Below are 14,956 nucleotides of genomic sequence, written 5' to 3' on the forward strand. Positions count from 1 at the left end.
CGAGACCGAGATGCCGCAACCCGTCCTGACGCTGTTGGCTTCTGTGGCGGTGGCTGCCGGCGCGGGGTTCGCGACACCCGCCGCTGCGGCCGACAACAAGCGACTCAACGACGGTGTGGTCGCCAACGTCTACACCGTTCAACATCAAGCCGGTTGCACCAACGACGTCACGATCAACCCGCAACTGCAGTTGGCCGCCCAATGGCACACGCTTGATGTGCTGAACAACCGAGACCTCGGCGGAGATATCGGTTCCGACGGGTCCACGCCACAAGACCGCGCGAATGCCGCTGGTTTTTCCGGAAAGGTTGCCGAGACCGTAGCGATCAATCCTGCCCTGGCGATCAGCGGCGTCGAATTGATGAATCAGTGGTATTACAACCCTGCGTATTTCGCGATCATGTCCGATTGCACCAACAGCCAGATCGGGGTGTGGTCAGAGAACACCCTCGATCGCAGCGTCGTGGTGGCTGTGTACGGGCAAGCGGATTCGCCTGCGCAGCCGGCTGGGGGAGCGCCGACCGGGCCGCCGGCCGTGGTGTCCCTGCCCGAGAACGTTCCGATCGATCCCAGCCCCGACTACGACGCCAGCGACGAGATCGAGTTCGGCATCAACTGGCTGCCGTGGATCCTGCGCGGCGTCTACCCGCCGCCCCCGATGCCGCCGCAGTAAGCGCGCGGTTCCTGACGGGTCACTGGGGATCAATGAGGTCGCGAAAACCTTCCGCACGACAGACGGATGCGCCCAGGCCTCGGACCCGGTCGATCAGCGTCTTGTCCGATGTCACGACACGAATCTCCTCGGGTGGGGCTTCTTGGGATTGCACCAGCACCTGCACCCGCCGAACAATCTCGTCGTCTGCGGAGTTGGCGGCCGCCTTGGGCGCATGCGCTATCTCGACGAGCGACGAGGGAATCGCGGGCGCGGGCGGCCGCTCGAACACCACGGTCACGTAGTCGCCCGGAGCCGCATCGGATGTCCAGCGTTCGAGCCTTTCCACCAACGCCACCATCGCGCGGTGACGGTTCTTCCACCACCCGTCGGGACGACTTCCGATCACGTTCATGCCGTCGACGATCCAGCGCACACCTCACGCTACGACGGCGTCACCGCGCGGTATGACTCGGCGCCCGCTAGGCGCCAAACCAGCGGCGCCGTTTGGGCTTGTTCAGCTCCTGCTGGAACTTCTGGTAGTGCTCCAGCGCAAATCGCTCTTCGAGCGCTCCGAGAGCGTTGATCACTTCCAAGTGCGATAGCAAGAGCAGCCCATTGAGCTGGAGCAGTTGTTCTTGACCGCGCGGCATTTGTTGACCGTCGTCGGTGTTGGCAAGCAGGAAGTCCCGCAGCGCCCGACTGCTGGTCATCCGCTCGGGGACCTTCATGCTCCGCAACACCGTGGCGATGTCGGGGTTGGTCACAACGCCTCTCCTTCGCTGTCGAGTACAAGCGCAAGCGTAGGAGACCGCGGGAAAAACCGCGGAACGGGTCGGCACACGGGGATTCTGCTACACCAAACGCTCGCTGGCGAGGTGCTCGCCGCGGCCCTCCCGGTCCTCGTCGTCATCGGCGGGCTCGGCAGCCGATGCCAGCCCGGCTTTGGAACTGCCGCCCGCCGATGCACCCGCGCCTGGGGCCATCCCGCTACCCAATGGCGCAGCACCACTCATCGCCGACGTGCCAGCGTTGGCGGCAGCCTGAGCCATCGGCGACGATGCGGCGTTGGTGACCTGGGACACCAACGGTGTAACACGCGCCGCCGCGGAGGCGTCGCCGGCCATAGCACCCGCCCGCAGCAGCCCCGCGCCGACGCGCGCACCCGAACCACCGGCCAATGGGTGGTTGGAAATCGCGGCGGCACCGACCGCCAACGATCCGGCGGCGCCGTCGTCGGTCTCTCCGTACATCCGGGCGATGTCCGTTAACGCCGTGCCCGCCCGCATCAGCTCTTCCTGCGCGGCCGTGTTGGACGCCAACATCGTGGCAGCCTCCTGCGCAAAAGCCATGACAGCCTGCGCGGAGACCTCTTCAGCCCCTGCTGGGATCAGCCCGCTCAAGATCGACGTCGCCGCGGTCGTACCTGCGCTGACGCCCTGGGTACCGACGTCCACCAACTGTGAACCGATATCGCTAGCGGAAGGGTCGTGTGACATGGAATCCATTACGTGCAGCTCCTCGCATCTGCAGGGACACGGCCGCCAGTGTCCCCAGGTAGCAAACCCAACAATCAGCCGGCCCGGCACGACCGGCGCCACAGCTCGCCGACCAGCTGTGTTGGATCAATCCCTAATTCTAAACCCGCTGACGGTGCGCCGATGCAGAAATTCAGCCGGAGCCGTGCGCACCCCCAGGGTGGCGACTCGCGGCACCTCGTTCACTGGCAGGTTCACGTTCGCCGGCAGGTTCAGAGGTAGCCCATGAGCCGTTCGGCGAACGCCTGCGGGTGCTCGCGGTGCATGAAGTGCCCCCCGCGGACTTCCTCAACAATGTACTGGCCGTCGAACATCCTGGCGGCGCCACGATAGTCCGCGGGCTCGACGATCGGATCATCCAAGCCCGCAAAGACAACCGTCGGCACGGTAATCCGCGCCGTCAGCGACGCGGACGGCCTGCGCGACAGCTGTCGGTAATAGCCGAACGCCGCGTTCAAGCTCGCGGGGTTTGAGAAGCTGGCGCGGACGGCATCGAACTCGCGCGGATCCGGGCTCCACGCGGGGGCCCAGCGCCGATATATGGCCGGAAGCGCCGCGAAGTCGTTGCGCGCGAAGCGGTTCGGAGCACCGGGCAGCTTGTATGTCGCGAAATGCCTTACGCCCCAAAGTTTCTTCAGCGACGGTTTGAGCGCGGCCGGATGTGGAACACCGATAGCAAACAGCTTCGTCACTTGATCCGGGCCGAGCGCGGCCGCGCCATAAGCGGCCGAGGCGCCCCAGTCGTGTCCGATGACGATGGCGCTGCCGGCACCCAAAGCGTCAATCAGCGCCAGCGGATCGCGGGCCAGAGTCTCCTGGTCCGGGTCGCGATCCGGGATCGCGCTGGGGTGGTACCCCCGCATGAATGGGCTCACCGCCCGGTAACCCTTGGCGGCGATGCGCGGCCGCAGATCGTCCCAGGAATGCGCCGTATCCGGGAACCCGTGCAGCAAGAGGACCAACGGCCCGGAGCCCTCCTCGAGGTAGGCGAATTCCAGCCCGTTCGCTTCGACAAAGCGGATCGCATCAGCCATGGCTTGGGGACACTACGCCAATCCCGGCGCAGTGACCAGCTACCGGGCCGAACCTCAGGTCTTGGTGGCGTCGAGGAGCACGAAAAACGGGTGCGTGAGGAGATACTCCCAATGCTCGGTGTCGTCAGTCCCATCGGGAGCCGGCGCAAGCTGGGGGTGATGAACTGCGACATCGACGAGGCCCGCGGCCCCCAATGCCGACGTGTAGGCCTCTAGCGGCAGGTAGTAATTCCTGACTACCAATTCGGTGTTGTCCAGCAGCACCGTGATATCGATCGGAGCACCGTCGAAGGCCTGGGCGGCCAGCTCGAGGACGAAACCGTATTTTCGGTAGTCCGGACGGAAGTCGTAAACGCCGGGGTTGGTCGTGAGCGCCACGAACCGCCCGCCCTTTCTGAGACGGCTGACCGGCCCGCGGCATAAGCGCGCCAGTTCCTCGCGGTTGCTGGCATGCACCAGCAACCAGGCCGACACCACGACGTCGAACTCGGCCCGCGGAGCCACCGTACGGGCGTCTTGGACGGCGTAGTCAATACCCAGGGGCACGTCGACTTCTTGCTGGCGCGCCACCTCGATCATGCGCTCGGAGACATCGAATCCGACCACGCGGGCCGCGCCGGCGCTACGCAGCATCCGACTGAAATGTCCTTCGCCGCAACCGACGTCGAGCACCGCCTTTCCAGTGACGTCGCCGATCAGATTCAGGAATGAATAATCCTCGATTCGCGCGCGCCACGGCTGGGTCTTGGCGAGTTTGTACTGGGCTGCAACCTCGCCGTGGTCGTAGTCGGTGGTCATGCATCCTCAGTCTTCTGGCGTGACCGCGGGCGAGCAACTATCGCTGCCACGCCTACGCGCAGGCTGCGGCCCCAACGGGTTCGGAACAGGAGGCGTGGAGCACGGGGCTCAGCGACTCGGCGAAGTGCATGCGGTCATAAACGTCCTCGATGAATGCGACGTCGCCAAGCGCGGTGTGGCGCGGATACCGGCCGGGATCGACGCCTAGATACTGGCCCACCTTGTCGATCTGGACCGGAAATTCGACCGACTTGCCGTGCGCGCGTAGGTAGCCCGCGGCGAGTGCGCATACGTCGACGACCGTGTACAGCCAGCAGGGCAGATGCATCCGGCGACGGCTGAACAGCATCGCAAGGCGCTGACTGTCGAAGGCCGCGACGGCGCCGATCACGACCGCGTCGTCTCCGACGAATTCCGAAATCCTCCTGGCGGCGATGCTCGGTGGCACGAGCTCACCCGCATCGATCGGACAGCGAGCGGCGTAGTCACTACGGAACGGCTCCGGCAGGCGAACCGCCTTCGAGCCATCGTGGGCGAGAAACATATGCAGAGCGGATCGTGATCCGTCGGCGTAGCGACGGACCGCCCCGAATTCCCAGATGTCTGCTTCCAGATCCAGTCCGGTGCATTCGGTATCGAGAAATACAAGCTCTCGCATGTCGGGCGCCTCCTTTGAGCCGCACGAATTTCGCCGTCGAAACCACGGTGCCGGACTGAACTGAACCGGGGCAGAAAGGAGGCTGGGTGTTCACTGTGCGCACCGGGACAGCGAGTGCGCACCCGGGGTGATTCCGACACGGCCGCAGCGTTCGTGCGAAGTGAAAGGCTGCCGTTGTGTCGGGGCCGGGGTTTCGGCGCAAACCGATAAGGTGTACGCCGACGACCGCGGTGCCAATGCGGACGCCGCGCTGGCGGGCACCGCCGGGAGGAGGACGAATGCCTGGCCAGCGGGTCGGCAGCCGGCCCTGGCCCCAGGTGGTGGGCGTTGTGGCACTCATTGTGCTCGGTGGGTGCGCAGTGGTCGTGGTGGCAAACCCCGACCGCTTAACCGAGACCACCGGCACCTCGGCGAGCTTGGCATCACGATCCAACTGGGATCTCGCCACCGCGTTGCCCACGAGCGCGGACTTCCCCGCCGAATGGGGCTATTCGTTGGCGGGGCGGTTGCAACGGGCCAAACCCCTGAAGTCCGTTGCGTCGAGCGAGCGGCCAAATTCGGGTCCAGCAGCAACCTACGCACCGGCCCCGTGCGCCAGCGTGCCGAGACTCCTCGACCATTCCGGCGGCGCCTTGGCCGCCTACGCCCAGGTAGACCGGTACGCCCAGGTGGTGGTGCGCGACGCTGTCCCCATTGATGCGGCGGCCACGGGCGAAGGCCGCGAGCACGGACCCAACGCGCGGTTCGCGATCTGGGCCGTTCCGGACGGTCCGGCTCGCATTGCGAATTACCTGAAGTGGCTGGATCAATGCAGCTCCTACCGCGTCACCAATTACTTTCGTGACGGCCAGGTCAAAGACGAACGCACGGTCACCACTGTCGTGGAAACGCGTTCGGCGGCCGGCGCCGACGCCGCTGCCGCGGTGACCAGGACGTTTACCAACGAGACCGGCCCGGAGCCGACGCCCCGCTACCACGTCGCGTACTACGCGGTGCGCGGCATCGTGCTGGAGTGCACGGTCTACATGGAGGGGGCCGACCTCGATCTGGTGACGCGGCTCGGCACGGCCACGCTCCACAAGCTCGGCGCGTTATGAGCACACCGTCACCAACCCGCACGTCACGCCGCCCGCGGGTCGCCGCGGCACTGTGTGTGCTCGCCACAGCCGCCGTGCTGATCACCGCGCCGGTATTGTTTGCTGCAGTCCGATCCGACCGAGCAGGGGGGCCGAGACCCGATCCGCTGGCCCCGGGCCTTGCCGCACTGAGCGACCACGAACTGGCCGACCTGCTGCCCAAGCCGCGGGACTTCCCAGGGTCATGGACGGTCGACCAGGTCACCGAACTCTCGGACACATTCGGCTACTTCCGCTACCACGTGTACGACGAAGGCCTGGGCTTTCGTCCCGCCGAATGCTTCGGCGTGGTGGGAGTGGCCTCTACGGGCGCCCTCGGCGCGGTCCGCGTTTTCGGACACGATCCAGCCGATCCGCCAGAGGTAGCTCACCGCAAGGACATTCGCTTGATGGTCGCTCGCGAATTCGACTCGTCAGGGTTCGACGCGTTGGTGGACCTGGTGTCGCGCTGCTTGGGATTCAGCAACGCCGCGGCCGCCTCCTACACCGTCCGCATTCTTGAAGACTCCCGACCGGACGCCGGGGCACAGCGCTTCCGATACGCACTCACCACCACGGTTGGCGGCGAACCCACAGAAGCGACGCGCACCGACTACTACGCGTACGCGCGCCAATCAGGCCTGATCCTGAGCGGTTCGGCCAGCGCTGGTCACCAAGACGCATTCAATGACCTCTTCGAGGCCACGCTGCGCCGCATCGCCGGCACCTGAGCGAGTCGCTGCGATAACGAGCCCGTCAGTGACTTCCGGCGCTCTCGTCGATCGGCCGGTTCATCTCGGCCTGGAACAGGCGGTACTGCTCGGCGCGGCCAGGGCGGCGCCGGACGACGAACCATCCGGCGGTGAGCACGACGAACCATAGCGGGAACCACGCCAGCGCGAGTTCGGTTTCCGTTTCGGTGGTCAGCGTCCAGATCACGAACCCGAAGAAGGCCAAGACGGCCCAGCAAATCGGCACGCCACCGGGCAGCTTGTAGGTCGAATCGGCGTGGCGCTGCGCGTGCCGGCGACGATACGCGAGGTAGCAGATGACGATGAGCGTCCACACGAACATGAACAGCAGTGACGCGACGGTCGTCACGATAGTGAAGGCACGGATGATTGAACCGCCAGCGTAGAGCAGGGGGATGGCAGTCAGCAGCAGTGCAGCCGTCAGAAGCAGAGCGCGTGCGGGCACATGGTTGCGGTTGAGGCGACGGAAGGCGCCGGGGGCGCTTCCCTCACTGGCGAGACCGTACAGCATCCGCGCGGTGGAGAAGACCCCGGAATTCGATGAGGAAGTGGCCGCGGTCATGACGACAAAGTTGACGAACGACGCGGCGGCGGCGAGGCCGGCCAGGGAGAACATCGTCACAAACGGAGACCTGTCACTCGCGATGTCGCGCCACGGAACAACGGCGAGAATCGCCACGAGCGCGCCGACGTAGAAGACCACCACGCGCACGGGGACCGCATTAATGGCGCGCGGCAGGGTGCGCTCCGGGTTTGCTGTCTCGGCCGCGGCGGTCCCGACGAGTTCGACACCGACGAATGCGAACACCGCGATTTGGAAACCACCGACCACTCCCATGAACCCGGTGGCGAAGAATCCGCCATCGTTCCAGAGGTTTGCGATCGTCGCTTCGGCACCGGCAGGAGAAACGAAGTGGGTCGACACCAAGATCGCGCCAAGGACGATGAGACTAAAGATGGCAAGCACCTTGACCAGGGCGAACCAGAATTCGATCTCCCCGAAATTGCGGACGCTGAACATGTTGAAGGCGAGGATGAGGCTGACGGTGAGCACGGCCGGTATAAATGCGGGCAAGTCGGGCCACCAGTACCTCGAATAGCCGGTAATCGCAACGATATCCGCGATTCCGGTGACGATCCACGCGAACCAGTACGACCACCCCAGATAGAAACCCGCCGCGGGCCCCAACAGGTCGGACGCGAAGTCCACGAAAGACTTGTAGTTCAGGTTCGACAGCAGCAACTCTCCCATTGCGCGCAGGACGAAGAACAGGAAGAACCCGATGATCGCGTACACCAACAGAATCGCCGGACCGGCAAGGGAGATAGTGCGCCCGGATCCCATGAATAGGCCGGTGCCGATCGCGCCTCCGATCGCGATCAATTGAATGTGGCGGTTGGCAAGACCCCGTTGCAGGTGCCCAAGGTCCTCGCCGGCACCGTCGCCCGCATCGTCATTCGCGCTGCGCGACGTCTTCGCCAGACTCATCAGGGTTGACGCACCGACGAGGGAGCAAGACTAGCGCCGATCATGCGGCCACCCGGGCGCCGCTTCACCGGCCGCTCTACCGTTGCTGTCTTTCCCATTGCCGTCTTTCGCATTGATGTCTTTCCCATTGCTTTCCTGTCCATTCCTTTCTTTTCCAATGCTTTCCCTTGCCCGGCACGCGCATCCCCCCTGTGCAATCGCCGTACCGGCCTGCCGCTAAGCCAGAAACGCACCCGACGCGGTGATAACGTCTCCTGGTGCCAGATCGCTCTTGGCAAGCCGCGAAAACACCACGCCCACGTTGTCGCCGGCTTTCGCCGTGCTCAATTTCTTCCGGAAAGCCTCGATCGCGTCGACCCGGACGCTGGACGCATTATCGGTTCGGATTTCGTCGTTGATTCGCACTTGGTCGCCAACGCTTAACTCTCCGTACTCGACGCGACCAGTGGCCACCAATCCGCGGTGGCGGATGCAAAACACGTCCTGGACCGTCATGCGAAACATCTACGTCACCCCTACCCGACACCTGCCCGACGACTACGAGGACATCTTGACCACGAGCTTGCCGACGTTCTTGCCGTCGAACAGCATGTTGATCGCCGTCGGCAGCTGCTCGAATCCTTCGACGACCGTCTCGAGCGGCGTGAGCTTGCCCGCGGCGATCAAGCCGGCTATCTCCGCGACTGCCTCGGGCGCACGGCCGAAGTGGTCGAGAACAATGAAGCCCTCCACCGTCGCTCGCTGGATAAGAAGATTGCCGAAAGCCCGTGGTCCCGGCGGCGGGTCAGCCGAGTTGTAGCCGGAGATCAGGCCGCACAGCGCAACCCGCGCGCGGATGTTCAGGCGCGTAAAGATCGCGTCCATGATGTCGCCGCCCACGTTCTCGAAGTCGACGTCGATGCCATCGGGTGTCGCCGCGGCGAGCTGTGCGGCCCAATCAGGGGAGCGGTGGTCGACCGCCGCATCGAAGCCGAGCCGGTCGGTCAGCAGCGCACACTTCTCGGGGCCGCCCGCAATCCCCACCACCCGGGCACCATCGGACTTGGCCAGCTGGCCAGCGACCGAGCCAACCGCACCCGCTGCGGCCGAGACGACGACGGTCTCGCCGGGTTGTGGCTTGCCAATGTCGCGGATACCGACCCACGCGGTAAGCCCTGTCATCCCCAGTGCGCCCAGGTAGGCGCTTGGCGAGACGCCCTCGGACACCTCGACCGGGAGCAACGGCATCGCATCGGAGGCCACAGCGAACTCCTGCCAGCCGACCAGACCCTGCACGGTCTGGCCAATCGCGTAGTTCGGATTTCTCGATGCGACAACCTGCCCCAGCCCGAGCCCGCGCATGACCTCACCAATACCCACTGGCGGAAGGTAGGTAGGCGTGTCATTGATCCACGCGCGGTTCGTCGGGTCCAGCGAAATCCAATCAATGCGAACCAGCGCCTCGCCGTCGGCGATCTCCGGGACCGTCTGTTCGCTGAGTTCGAAGGTATCCGGGCCAATTCGTCCGGTTGGCCGTTGGCGAAGGAGAAAGCGACGGTTTCGCATGATGCGCACCGTACCCGACGCTAATCGGTTACGGCGTGCGCTTATGAGAGCCAGACCACACCGTGTACGGCGCCGTTCATCGACGACGTCGGGGCAGCGTTCACCCGGCCGTATCCTGAAAGACCGGACCATCGAGGGGACCAGCGCAATGTCTCAGACACCCGCCCCGACCCGCTCTACGTTTCCGGGGATAAGTTCGCGAGCCTGGGAGCATCCCGCCGACCGGACCGCCCTTTCGGCCCTGCGCCGGCTCAGAGGCTTCGATCAAATCCTGAAGCTGATGTCGGGAATGCTGCGCGAGCGCCAGCACCGGCTGCTGTATCTGGCCAGTGCGGCACGGGTCGGGCCGCGGCAATTCGCCGACCTGAACGCATTGCTGCAAGAGTGCGCCGAGATCCTGGACGCGCCGGTAAAACCCGAGCTCTACGTCGTTCAATCGCCAACCGCCGATGCCTACACGATCGGGATGGATACGCCGTTCATCGTGATCACGTCGGGGCTCTACCAGCTGATGACGCACCCCGAAATGCGGTTCGTGGTCGGGCATGAACTGGGGCATGCGCTGTCCGGCCACGCCGTGTACCGCACCATGATGATGCATCTGATCCGCCTGGCGCGGTCGTTCGGCGTCATGCCGGTCGGCGGCTGGGCGTTGCGCGCGATCGTTGCAGCACTGCTGGAGTGGCAACGAAAATCCGAGTTGTCCGGGGACCGTGCCGGGCTGCTCTGCAGCCAGGATTTGGACACCGGGATGCGCGTGCAGATGAAGCTCGCCGGCGGCAACCAGCTCGACAAACTGGATTCGGAGGCCTTTTTGGCCCAGTCCACCGAATATGAGAGGGCCGGAGACATGCGCGACGGCGTCCTCAAACTGCTCAACCTGGAGCTGCAGACTCATCCATTTTCGGTGTTGCGCGCCGCAGCGTTGACCCAATGGGTCGACACGGGCGGCTACGCCAAGGTTCTGGCCGGCGATTACCCGCTCCGCGATGATGACGATAAGGCCACGTTCGCCACCGACCTCGGCGGGGCGGCCCGGCACTACAAGAACGGCTTCGACCAGTCCGACGACCCGTTGATCAAAGGCATCCGCGATGGCCTGGGCGGCATTGTTGACGGTGTCGGACGCGCTGCGACGAGCGCGGCTGACTCATTGGGCCGGCGGATCACCGGGTGGCGACACAGCTCGAAATGACGCCTGACCTGGGCAAATCGGCAAACTTGGCTGCATCGGTAGGGATAATCCCTGATTGCGGCGTTTGCTGTGACAATCGCGCGGCGAAGGCCGATGGTTCTCACCGGTAAACGCCCCCGGCGCAGTTCGGGCTACGCCGGCGGCCAAATTACTACGAGTTCACGGCAAATTCTCAACTTACATAACAGATTGGCCACAGGTTGGGGAGGCAACCTAGGCATCAGAGCTCAGAGTCGCCTCCGGATGGCGAACGCAGTTGTAGGGCCTGAGAGGAGTTGACGATCGTGGCTAGCACGTCAGGCGCGTCGGTGATTTACCTCCATTCACACCCGACCTGGACTGCGGCTCAGGAGCATGAGCGGCTGCGCCGCGAAGCGATGCGCCGCCATCCGGCGTTTCTGGCACGGCAACGCATGGCCTCGCGGGGTGACCATGCGGCTCCGGTGGTGCGCAACTTGCGGTTGTGCGCCGATGCCCACACGCCAGCTGTGACGTAGGCGATCGACATCACCACAGAATCACCGGAGGGCCGCAATGGAGTGCGTCACCGGTTGCGGCGACATTCAACGGAAGCGCACGAGTGGCAAACTTTTGCGCGGAAGTTGAAGTGAATCAACGAATTTCAGTCCCCAGCCGCCAGGTGTTCGGGGACGCCTGGACAGCAACCTCCGCTGTATGTGGCGGGCAATCACTAAAGCGACCACCCCGATAGCGAGTCTGCTCAGCGCCGTCGGGCGGCTTTTTCTCTTCCGCCGTGAATGGGTGGAGCCAGTGCGGCGGCCACAGTAGTAGCCGACACACACTGCCAACGCCAACGCGGCGATGATCGCGGGCGCTGCCATGAAGAAGAGCGTCCTCGGACGCTGTCGCGATACGGTGACAGCCCAGACACACCTTGTCGACAACTGAGTCGCATCGGCGCTAATTCAGGGCACGGAAACCGGAACGGCCTCGGCGGTGGGTGCGTCTTAGCGCCACTTGATGCCGCAGCCGATTGACGGCCGCTGGTCGGGATTGACCGGCCGACCGGCCAGTACGGCATCGACCGCTGCCCGCACGTCAGAGCCGGTCACCGGCACGTCGTTCCCGGGGCGGGAGTCGTCGAGCTGACCACGGTAGACGAGGCGACGCTCGCCGTCGAAGACGAACGAGTCGGGAGTGCAGGCCGCCGAAAATGCGCGGGCGACGTCTTGAGTCTCGTCGTAGAGATACGGAAACGTCCAGCCGTGGCGTTGGGCCTCGGCCGCCATCTGATCGGGTCCGTCCTGCGGATAGTTGACGACATCATTGCTGGAGATGCCGACCAGCGGGACTCCCTGATCGCCCAGGTCCCGCCCCAGTGCGGCGAGTCCAGCGGCGACGTGCTGAACATAAGGGCAGTGATTACAGATGAAGGTGACCACCAGCGCGGGACCAGTGAGCTCAGCGAGACTGACCGTAGCGCCGGTGGCCGGGTCGGGCAGGGTGAACGGCGGCGCAGCGGTGCCAAGGGCGAGCATCGTGGATTCAATGGCCATGCCTAATAGAGTAGGGCCCTGACACGAGTACCCAACCAATCAGTTGGCGATCAAGTCGTGTCGGCGCGCGAAGCGGCGTATGACCGGTACGTTAAAACCAACATGCGGACGATCCGACCTGGATAGGCTGTACAGGTCCGTGGATCTAGGCACGGGCCTCGTAAAGCCTTGACTGCCCCGAAAGGAGCGGCGTGTCGCTGGTTGTCGTGGCGCCCGAGTTGTTGACGGCGGCGGTAGCGGATTTGGAGAGCATCGGTTCTGCGCTGAGCGCGGCGAATGCGGCTGCCGCTGTTCCGACTACTGGGCTCGCGGCCGCGGCCGCTGATGAGGTGTCGGCGGCAGTGGCGACGCTCTTTGGGGGGATGGGCCAGGAATACCAGGCCATCAGCGCCCAGCTCAGCACGTTTCATCAGCAGTTTGCGCAGGCACTGAGCGCGGGGGCGGGGTCGTACGCGGCCGCGGAGGCGCTGAGCGTCGCGCCGCTTCAGGCGGTCGAGCTCAATCTGCTGGCCGCCGTGAATGGCCCCACCCAGGCGCTGTTGGGTCGTCCCTTGATCGGCGATGGAGCGCACGGAACGGCCGCAAGTCCCAACGGCGGAGCTGGCGGGCTGCTGTATGGCAATGGCGGCAACGGCTATTCCTCGACGATGGACGGCGTCGGCGGCGGGGCCGGTGGTTGGGCCGGGTTGATCGGCAACGGCGGCGCCGGCGGCGCCGGTGGATCTGATGCGCCCGGCGGAGCCGGTGGTCACGGCGGCTGGCTGTTCGGCAACGGCGGGGCCGGTGGCGTTGGGGGCGACTCGGTCATTGCCGACGGGATCGGCGGCGCCGGCGGCGCCGCTGGTTCCGCGGGTCTGTTCGGCGCGGGCGGCAATGGCGGCGCTGGGGGCCTCAACAATGACGGGATGGCCCGCGGCCTCGGCGGCGCGGGGGGCAGCGGCGGCTACTTGTTGGGCAACTACGGATTCAGTGGGGCCGGCTGGGACGGCAGAACCGTCCCGTTGGAGACGCTCTTGGTCACACAGCCGGTGTCCTACCTCAACATCAACGGTGAGCCGGGCACGCCCGTCGTCGTTGACACCGGATCCACGGGTCTTGTCGTCACTCCACAGGATGTCGGCGGACTGCCGGGAATCCTGCGGATGGGCTTTCCCACCGAGCTCAGTGCCGGCGCCTACAGCGGCGGGTTGACCTACATCTTCGCCACCTTCCCCACGACGGTGGATTTCGGAAATGGCATCGTCACCGCGCCCACCGGCGTCAACGTCGTCCTTTTCTCCTTCCCGACGTCCCCCTTCGCCTTGGGGGCCTACGTCCGCGGATTCTTGACCAATCCGTTCATTACCCCGTTCGAGGCATACTTCGATCTCGCCGGGGTGGACGGTGTCCTGGGCATTGGAGAAAATGCGGTGGGCCCGGGGCCCAGCGTTCCGAACCAGGCGTTGCCGGGCGACATGAGTCAGGGTGTGCTCATGAACATGCAGAGCGGTGAGATGCAGTTCGGTCCCAACCCGCTCCTTCCGCGAGTCGTGGTTGACGGAAACCCGGCCGCCACGCTGTACGTGTCGGTCGGGGGCGCAGCCCCCGTCGCCGTTCCCTCCATCATCGACTCCGGTGGAGTAAACGGAACCATCCCGTCATCTTTGGTCGGACCGGTTCTGCCGGCAAACACCAACATCGAGGTGTTCGCCGATGCTGACGGCACTGAGTCCCTCTACAACTTCAACACCAACGATTACCAACCGACGGTCATCTCATCAGGCCTGATGAATACCGGGTCCTTGCCCTTCAGGCTGCAACCGGTGTACGTCAACTACACCCCCGCCGGAGTGGGAACGACGATCTTTAACAACGCGCCCTGAGGCGCCGCCGCTCAAGCAGCGAGTGCGGATCGGGCGGCTGCATGAGTCTGCCCTGAATACCCACCGCCGAACAACACCACATGCGCCAGCAGCGGAAAGAGCTGGTGTAGCCCGACGCGGTGACGCCAACCGGGCTGCAACCGGCGCACATCCTGATAGCCGGCCAGGATCGAGTCGAAATGCGGGCATCCGAACAGCGCCAGCATCGCCAAGTCGGCCTCGCGGTGACCGGCGTGCGCGGCAGGGTCGATCAGCACCACTGCCTCCGATGTCCACATCACGTTGCCGCTCCACAAATCGCCATGCAGCCGAGCCGGCCGATCATCGTCGTCGAAGTCGCCCGCACGGCAACGCTCCGCTACCGCCTCGATCATGGCTCGGGTAGCGCCATCCAGCTGCGGCGCCGCGAGCGTGGCCATGGGGATCAGCCGCTCCTCGGCGTAGAAATCGCCCCAGCGCCGGTGCCGCCGCAGCGACATCGGCAATGGCTGCGACAGCGGACCGAAGAATCCCGGCCCGTCCCATCCCTCGGGCCCGGCGCCGAACGCTGGCGCACTGGCGTCATGGGTGACCGCCAGGCGACTACCGAATACGTGCGCCGCCTCGGGGCTGGCACCAACCGAGTTGAGCCGACCCAGGGTCAGGCTGGTTGCGTCACACGAAACGACCTGCGCGCAGGGGACACCGCCGTCAACACCCGAAAGCCATTGCAGCCCTGCGGCTTCCCAAGCGAAGAAGCCGGCGGGCGCCCCCACGCGGTGCTTGACGAATTCGGTCACCAGGTGCCCGATGATGATCCAC

Annotated in this window: 17 protein-coding genes; 6 read left to right on the forward strand and 11 right to left on the reverse strand. The window is 65.1% G+C overall.

Annotated features, from left to right (window positions below; all coding sequences use genetic code 11):
* Positions 1–10 precede the first annotated feature (10 nt).
* Complete coding sequence (locus tag F6B93_RS11865; RefSeq protein WP_211695276.1) at positions 11–673, forward strand: CAP domain-containing protein; 663 nt, start codon at positions 11–13, stop codon at positions 671–673.
* A 19-nt stretch (positions 674–692) separates the two neighbouring features.
* On the opposite strand, the gene F6B93_RS11870 is transcribed toward F6B93_RS11865, so the two are convergent.
* The 6 genes from F6B93_RS11870 to F6B93_RS11895 form a co-directional block, all read right to left on the reverse strand.
* Entirely contained in the window at positions 693–1,088 is a 396-nt protein-coding gene (locus tag F6B93_RS11870; protein ID WP_211695277.1) for an NYN domain-containing protein, read from the reverse strand.
* Positions 1,089–1,134: 46 nt separating this feature from the next.
* Positions 1,135–1,419 (reverse strand): hypothetical protein, encoded by a 285-nt coding sequence (locus F6B93_RS11875; RefSeq protein ID WP_246540727.1) that lies wholly within the window; start codon positions 1,417–1,419, stop codon positions 1,135–1,137.
* Positions 1,420–1,506: 87 nt separating this feature from the next.
* Complete coding sequence (locus tag F6B93_RS23740; protein ID WP_211695278.1) at positions 1,507–2,160, reverse strand: PE family protein; 654 nt, start codon at positions 2,158–2,160, stop codon at positions 1,507–1,509.
* A gap of 242 nt (positions 2,161–2,402) precedes the next feature.
* On the reverse strand, positions 2,403–3,224 hold the full coding sequence (locus F6B93_RS11885) for an alpha/beta fold hydrolase (RefSeq protein ID WP_211695279.1): 822 nt from the start codon (positions 3,222–3,224) through the stop codon (positions 2,403–2,405).
* Between the two features lie 54 nt (positions 3,225–3,278).
* Positions 3,279–4,022, reverse strand: a complete 744-nt coding sequence (locus F6B93_RS11890) for a class I SAM-dependent methyltransferase (protein ID WP_211695280.1) — start codon at positions 4,020–4,022, stop codon at positions 3,279–3,281.
* Between the two features lie 52 nt (positions 4,023–4,074).
* Positions 4,075–4,680, reverse strand: coding sequence for a 3'-5' exonuclease family protein (locus tag F6B93_RS11895; RefSeq protein ID WP_211695281.1), 606 nt, complete (start codon positions 4,678–4,680; stop codon positions 4,075–4,077).
* A gap of 278 nt (positions 4,681–4,958) precedes the next feature.
* Between F6B93_RS11895 and F6B93_RS11900 the strand changes: the two genes are divergently transcribed.
* Together F6B93_RS11900 and F6B93_RS11905 are read left to right on the forward strand one after the other, a co-directional pair.
* On the forward strand, positions 4,959–5,777 hold the full coding sequence (locus F6B93_RS11900; RefSeq protein ID WP_246540728.1) for a hypothetical protein: 819 nt from the start codon (positions 4,959–4,961) through the stop codon (positions 5,775–5,777).
* On the forward strand, positions 5,774–6,526 hold the full coding sequence (locus tag F6B93_RS11905) for a hypothetical protein (RefSeq protein ID WP_211695282.1): 753 nt from the start codon (positions 5,774–5,776) through the stop codon (positions 6,524–6,526). The genes F6B93_RS11900 and F6B93_RS11905 overlap by 4 nt, the downstream gene beginning before the upstream one ends.
* Before the next feature lie 25 nt (positions 6,527–6,551).
* Here the strand turns inward: F6B93_RS11905 and F6B93_RS11910 are convergent, their stop codons facing one another.
* From F6B93_RS11910 to F6B93_RS11920, 3 genes are all read right to left on the reverse strand, one after another.
* On the reverse strand, positions 6,552–8,036 hold the full coding sequence (locus F6B93_RS11910) for an amino acid permease (protein ID WP_211695283.1): 1,485 nt from the start codon (positions 8,034–8,036) through the stop codon (positions 6,552–6,554).
* Between the two features lie 216 nt (positions 8,037–8,252).
* Positions 8,253–8,540 carry an EF-Tu/IF-2/RF-3 family GTPase gene (locus F6B93_RS11915; protein WP_211695284.1) on the reverse strand — a complete coding sequence of 96 codons (288 nt, stop codon included), beginning with the start codon at positions 8,538–8,540 and terminating at the stop codon, positions 8,253–8,255.
* Positions 8,541–8,573: 33 nt separating this feature from the next.
* A complete protein-coding gene (locus tag F6B93_RS11920) occupies positions 8,574–9,581 on the reverse strand; it encodes an NADP-dependent oxidoreductase (RefSeq protein ID WP_211695285.1) in 1,008 nt (335 codons plus the stop codon).
* A 148-nt stretch (positions 9,582–9,729) separates the two neighbouring features.
* Between F6B93_RS11920 and F6B93_RS11925 the strand changes: the two genes are divergently transcribed.
* Together F6B93_RS11925 and F6B93_RS11930 are read left to right on the forward strand one after the other, a co-directional pair.
* Positions 9,730–10,776, forward strand: a complete 1,047-nt coding sequence (locus F6B93_RS11925; RefSeq protein WP_211695286.1) for a M48 family metallopeptidase — start codon at positions 9,730–9,732, stop codon at positions 10,774–10,776.
* A gap of 284 nt (positions 10,777–11,060) precedes the next feature.
* On the forward strand, positions 11,061–11,273 hold the full coding sequence (locus tag F6B93_RS11930) for a hypothetical protein (protein WP_211695287.1): 213 nt from the start codon (positions 11,061–11,063) through the stop codon (positions 11,271–11,273).
* 471 nt (positions 11,274–11,744) lie between these two features.
* Here the strand turns inward: F6B93_RS11930 and F6B93_RS11935 are convergent, their stop codons facing one another.
* Entirely contained in the window at positions 11,745–12,293 is a 549-nt protein-coding gene (locus F6B93_RS11935) for a thioredoxin family protein (protein WP_211695288.1), read from the reverse strand.
* A gap of 191 nt (positions 12,294–12,484) precedes the next feature.
* On the opposite strand from F6B93_RS11935, the gene F6B93_RS11940 reads away from it, so the two are divergent.
* Complete coding sequence (locus F6B93_RS11940) at positions 12,485–14,155, forward strand: PecA family PE domain-processing aspartic protease (RefSeq protein ID WP_211695289.1); 1,671 nt, start codon at positions 12,485–12,487, stop codon at positions 14,153–14,155.
* A gap of 11 nt (positions 14,156–14,166) precedes the next feature.
* Here F6B93_RS11940 and F6B93_RS11945 read toward each other — a convergent pair whose 3' ends face one another.
* The gene (locus tag F6B93_RS11945; RefSeq protein WP_211695290.1) at positions 14,167–14,934 is read right to left on the reverse strand and encodes a fructosamine kinase family protein; all 768 of its coding nucleotides are present in this window, start codon (positions 14,932–14,934) and stop codon (positions 14,167–14,169) included.
* Positions 14,935–14,956: the final 22 nt, after the last annotated feature.

Source organism: Mycobacterium spongiae, assembly GCF_018278905.1.
In the GTDB taxonomy this organism is placed as follows: Bacteria; Actinomycetota; Actinomycetes; order Mycobacteriales; family Mycobacteriaceae; genus Mycobacterium; species Mycobacterium spongiae.

Bases quoted from the DNA above. Each gene is read 5' to 3' on its own strand.
- F6B93_RS11865 (WP_211695276.1), top strand. From the start codon at position 11: ATGCCGCAACCCGTCCTGACGCTGTTGGCTTCTGTGGCGGTGGCTGCC.
- F6B93_RS23740 (WP_211695278.1), bottom strand. From the start codon at position 2,160: ATGGATTCCATGTCACACGACCCTTCCGCTAGCGATATCGGTTCACAG.
- F6B93_RS11885 (WP_211695279.1), bottom strand. From the start codon at position 3,224: ATGGCTGATGCGATCCGCTTTGTCGAAGCGAACGGGCTGGAATTCGCC.
- F6B93_RS11890 (WP_211695280.1), bottom strand. From the start codon at position 4,022: ATGACCACCGACTACGACCACGGCGAGGTTGCAGCCCAGTACAAACTC.
- F6B93_RS11895 (WP_211695281.1), bottom strand. From the start codon at position 4,680: ATGCGAGAGCTTGTATTTCTCGATACCGAATGCACCGGACTGGATCTG.
- F6B93_RS11900 (WP_246540728.1), top strand. From the start codon at position 4,959: ATGCCTGGCCAGCGGGTCGGCAGCCGGCCCTGGCCCCAGGTGGTGGGC.
- F6B93_RS11905 (WP_211695282.1), top strand. From the start codon at position 5,774: ATGAGCACACCGTCACCAACCCGCACGTCACGCCGCCCGCGGGTCGCC.
- F6B93_RS11910 (WP_211695283.1), bottom strand. From the start codon at position 8,036: ATGAGTCTGGCGAAGACGTCGCGCAGCGCGAATGACGATGCGGGCGAC.
- F6B93_RS11915 (WP_211695284.1), bottom strand. From the start codon at position 8,540: ATGTTTCGCATGACGGTCCAGGACGTGTTTTGCATCCGCCACCGCGGA.
- F6B93_RS11920 (WP_211695285.1), bottom strand. From the start codon at position 9,581: ATGCGAAACCGTCGCTTTCTCCTTCGCCAACGGCCAACCGGACGAATT.
- F6B93_RS11925 (WP_211695286.1), top strand. From the start codon at position 9,730: ATGTCTCAGACACCCGCCCCGACCCGCTCTACGTTTCCGGGGATAAGT.
- F6B93_RS11935 (WP_211695288.1), bottom strand. From the start codon at position 12,293: ATGGCCATTGAATCCACGATGCTCGCCCTTGGCACCGCTGCGCCGCCG.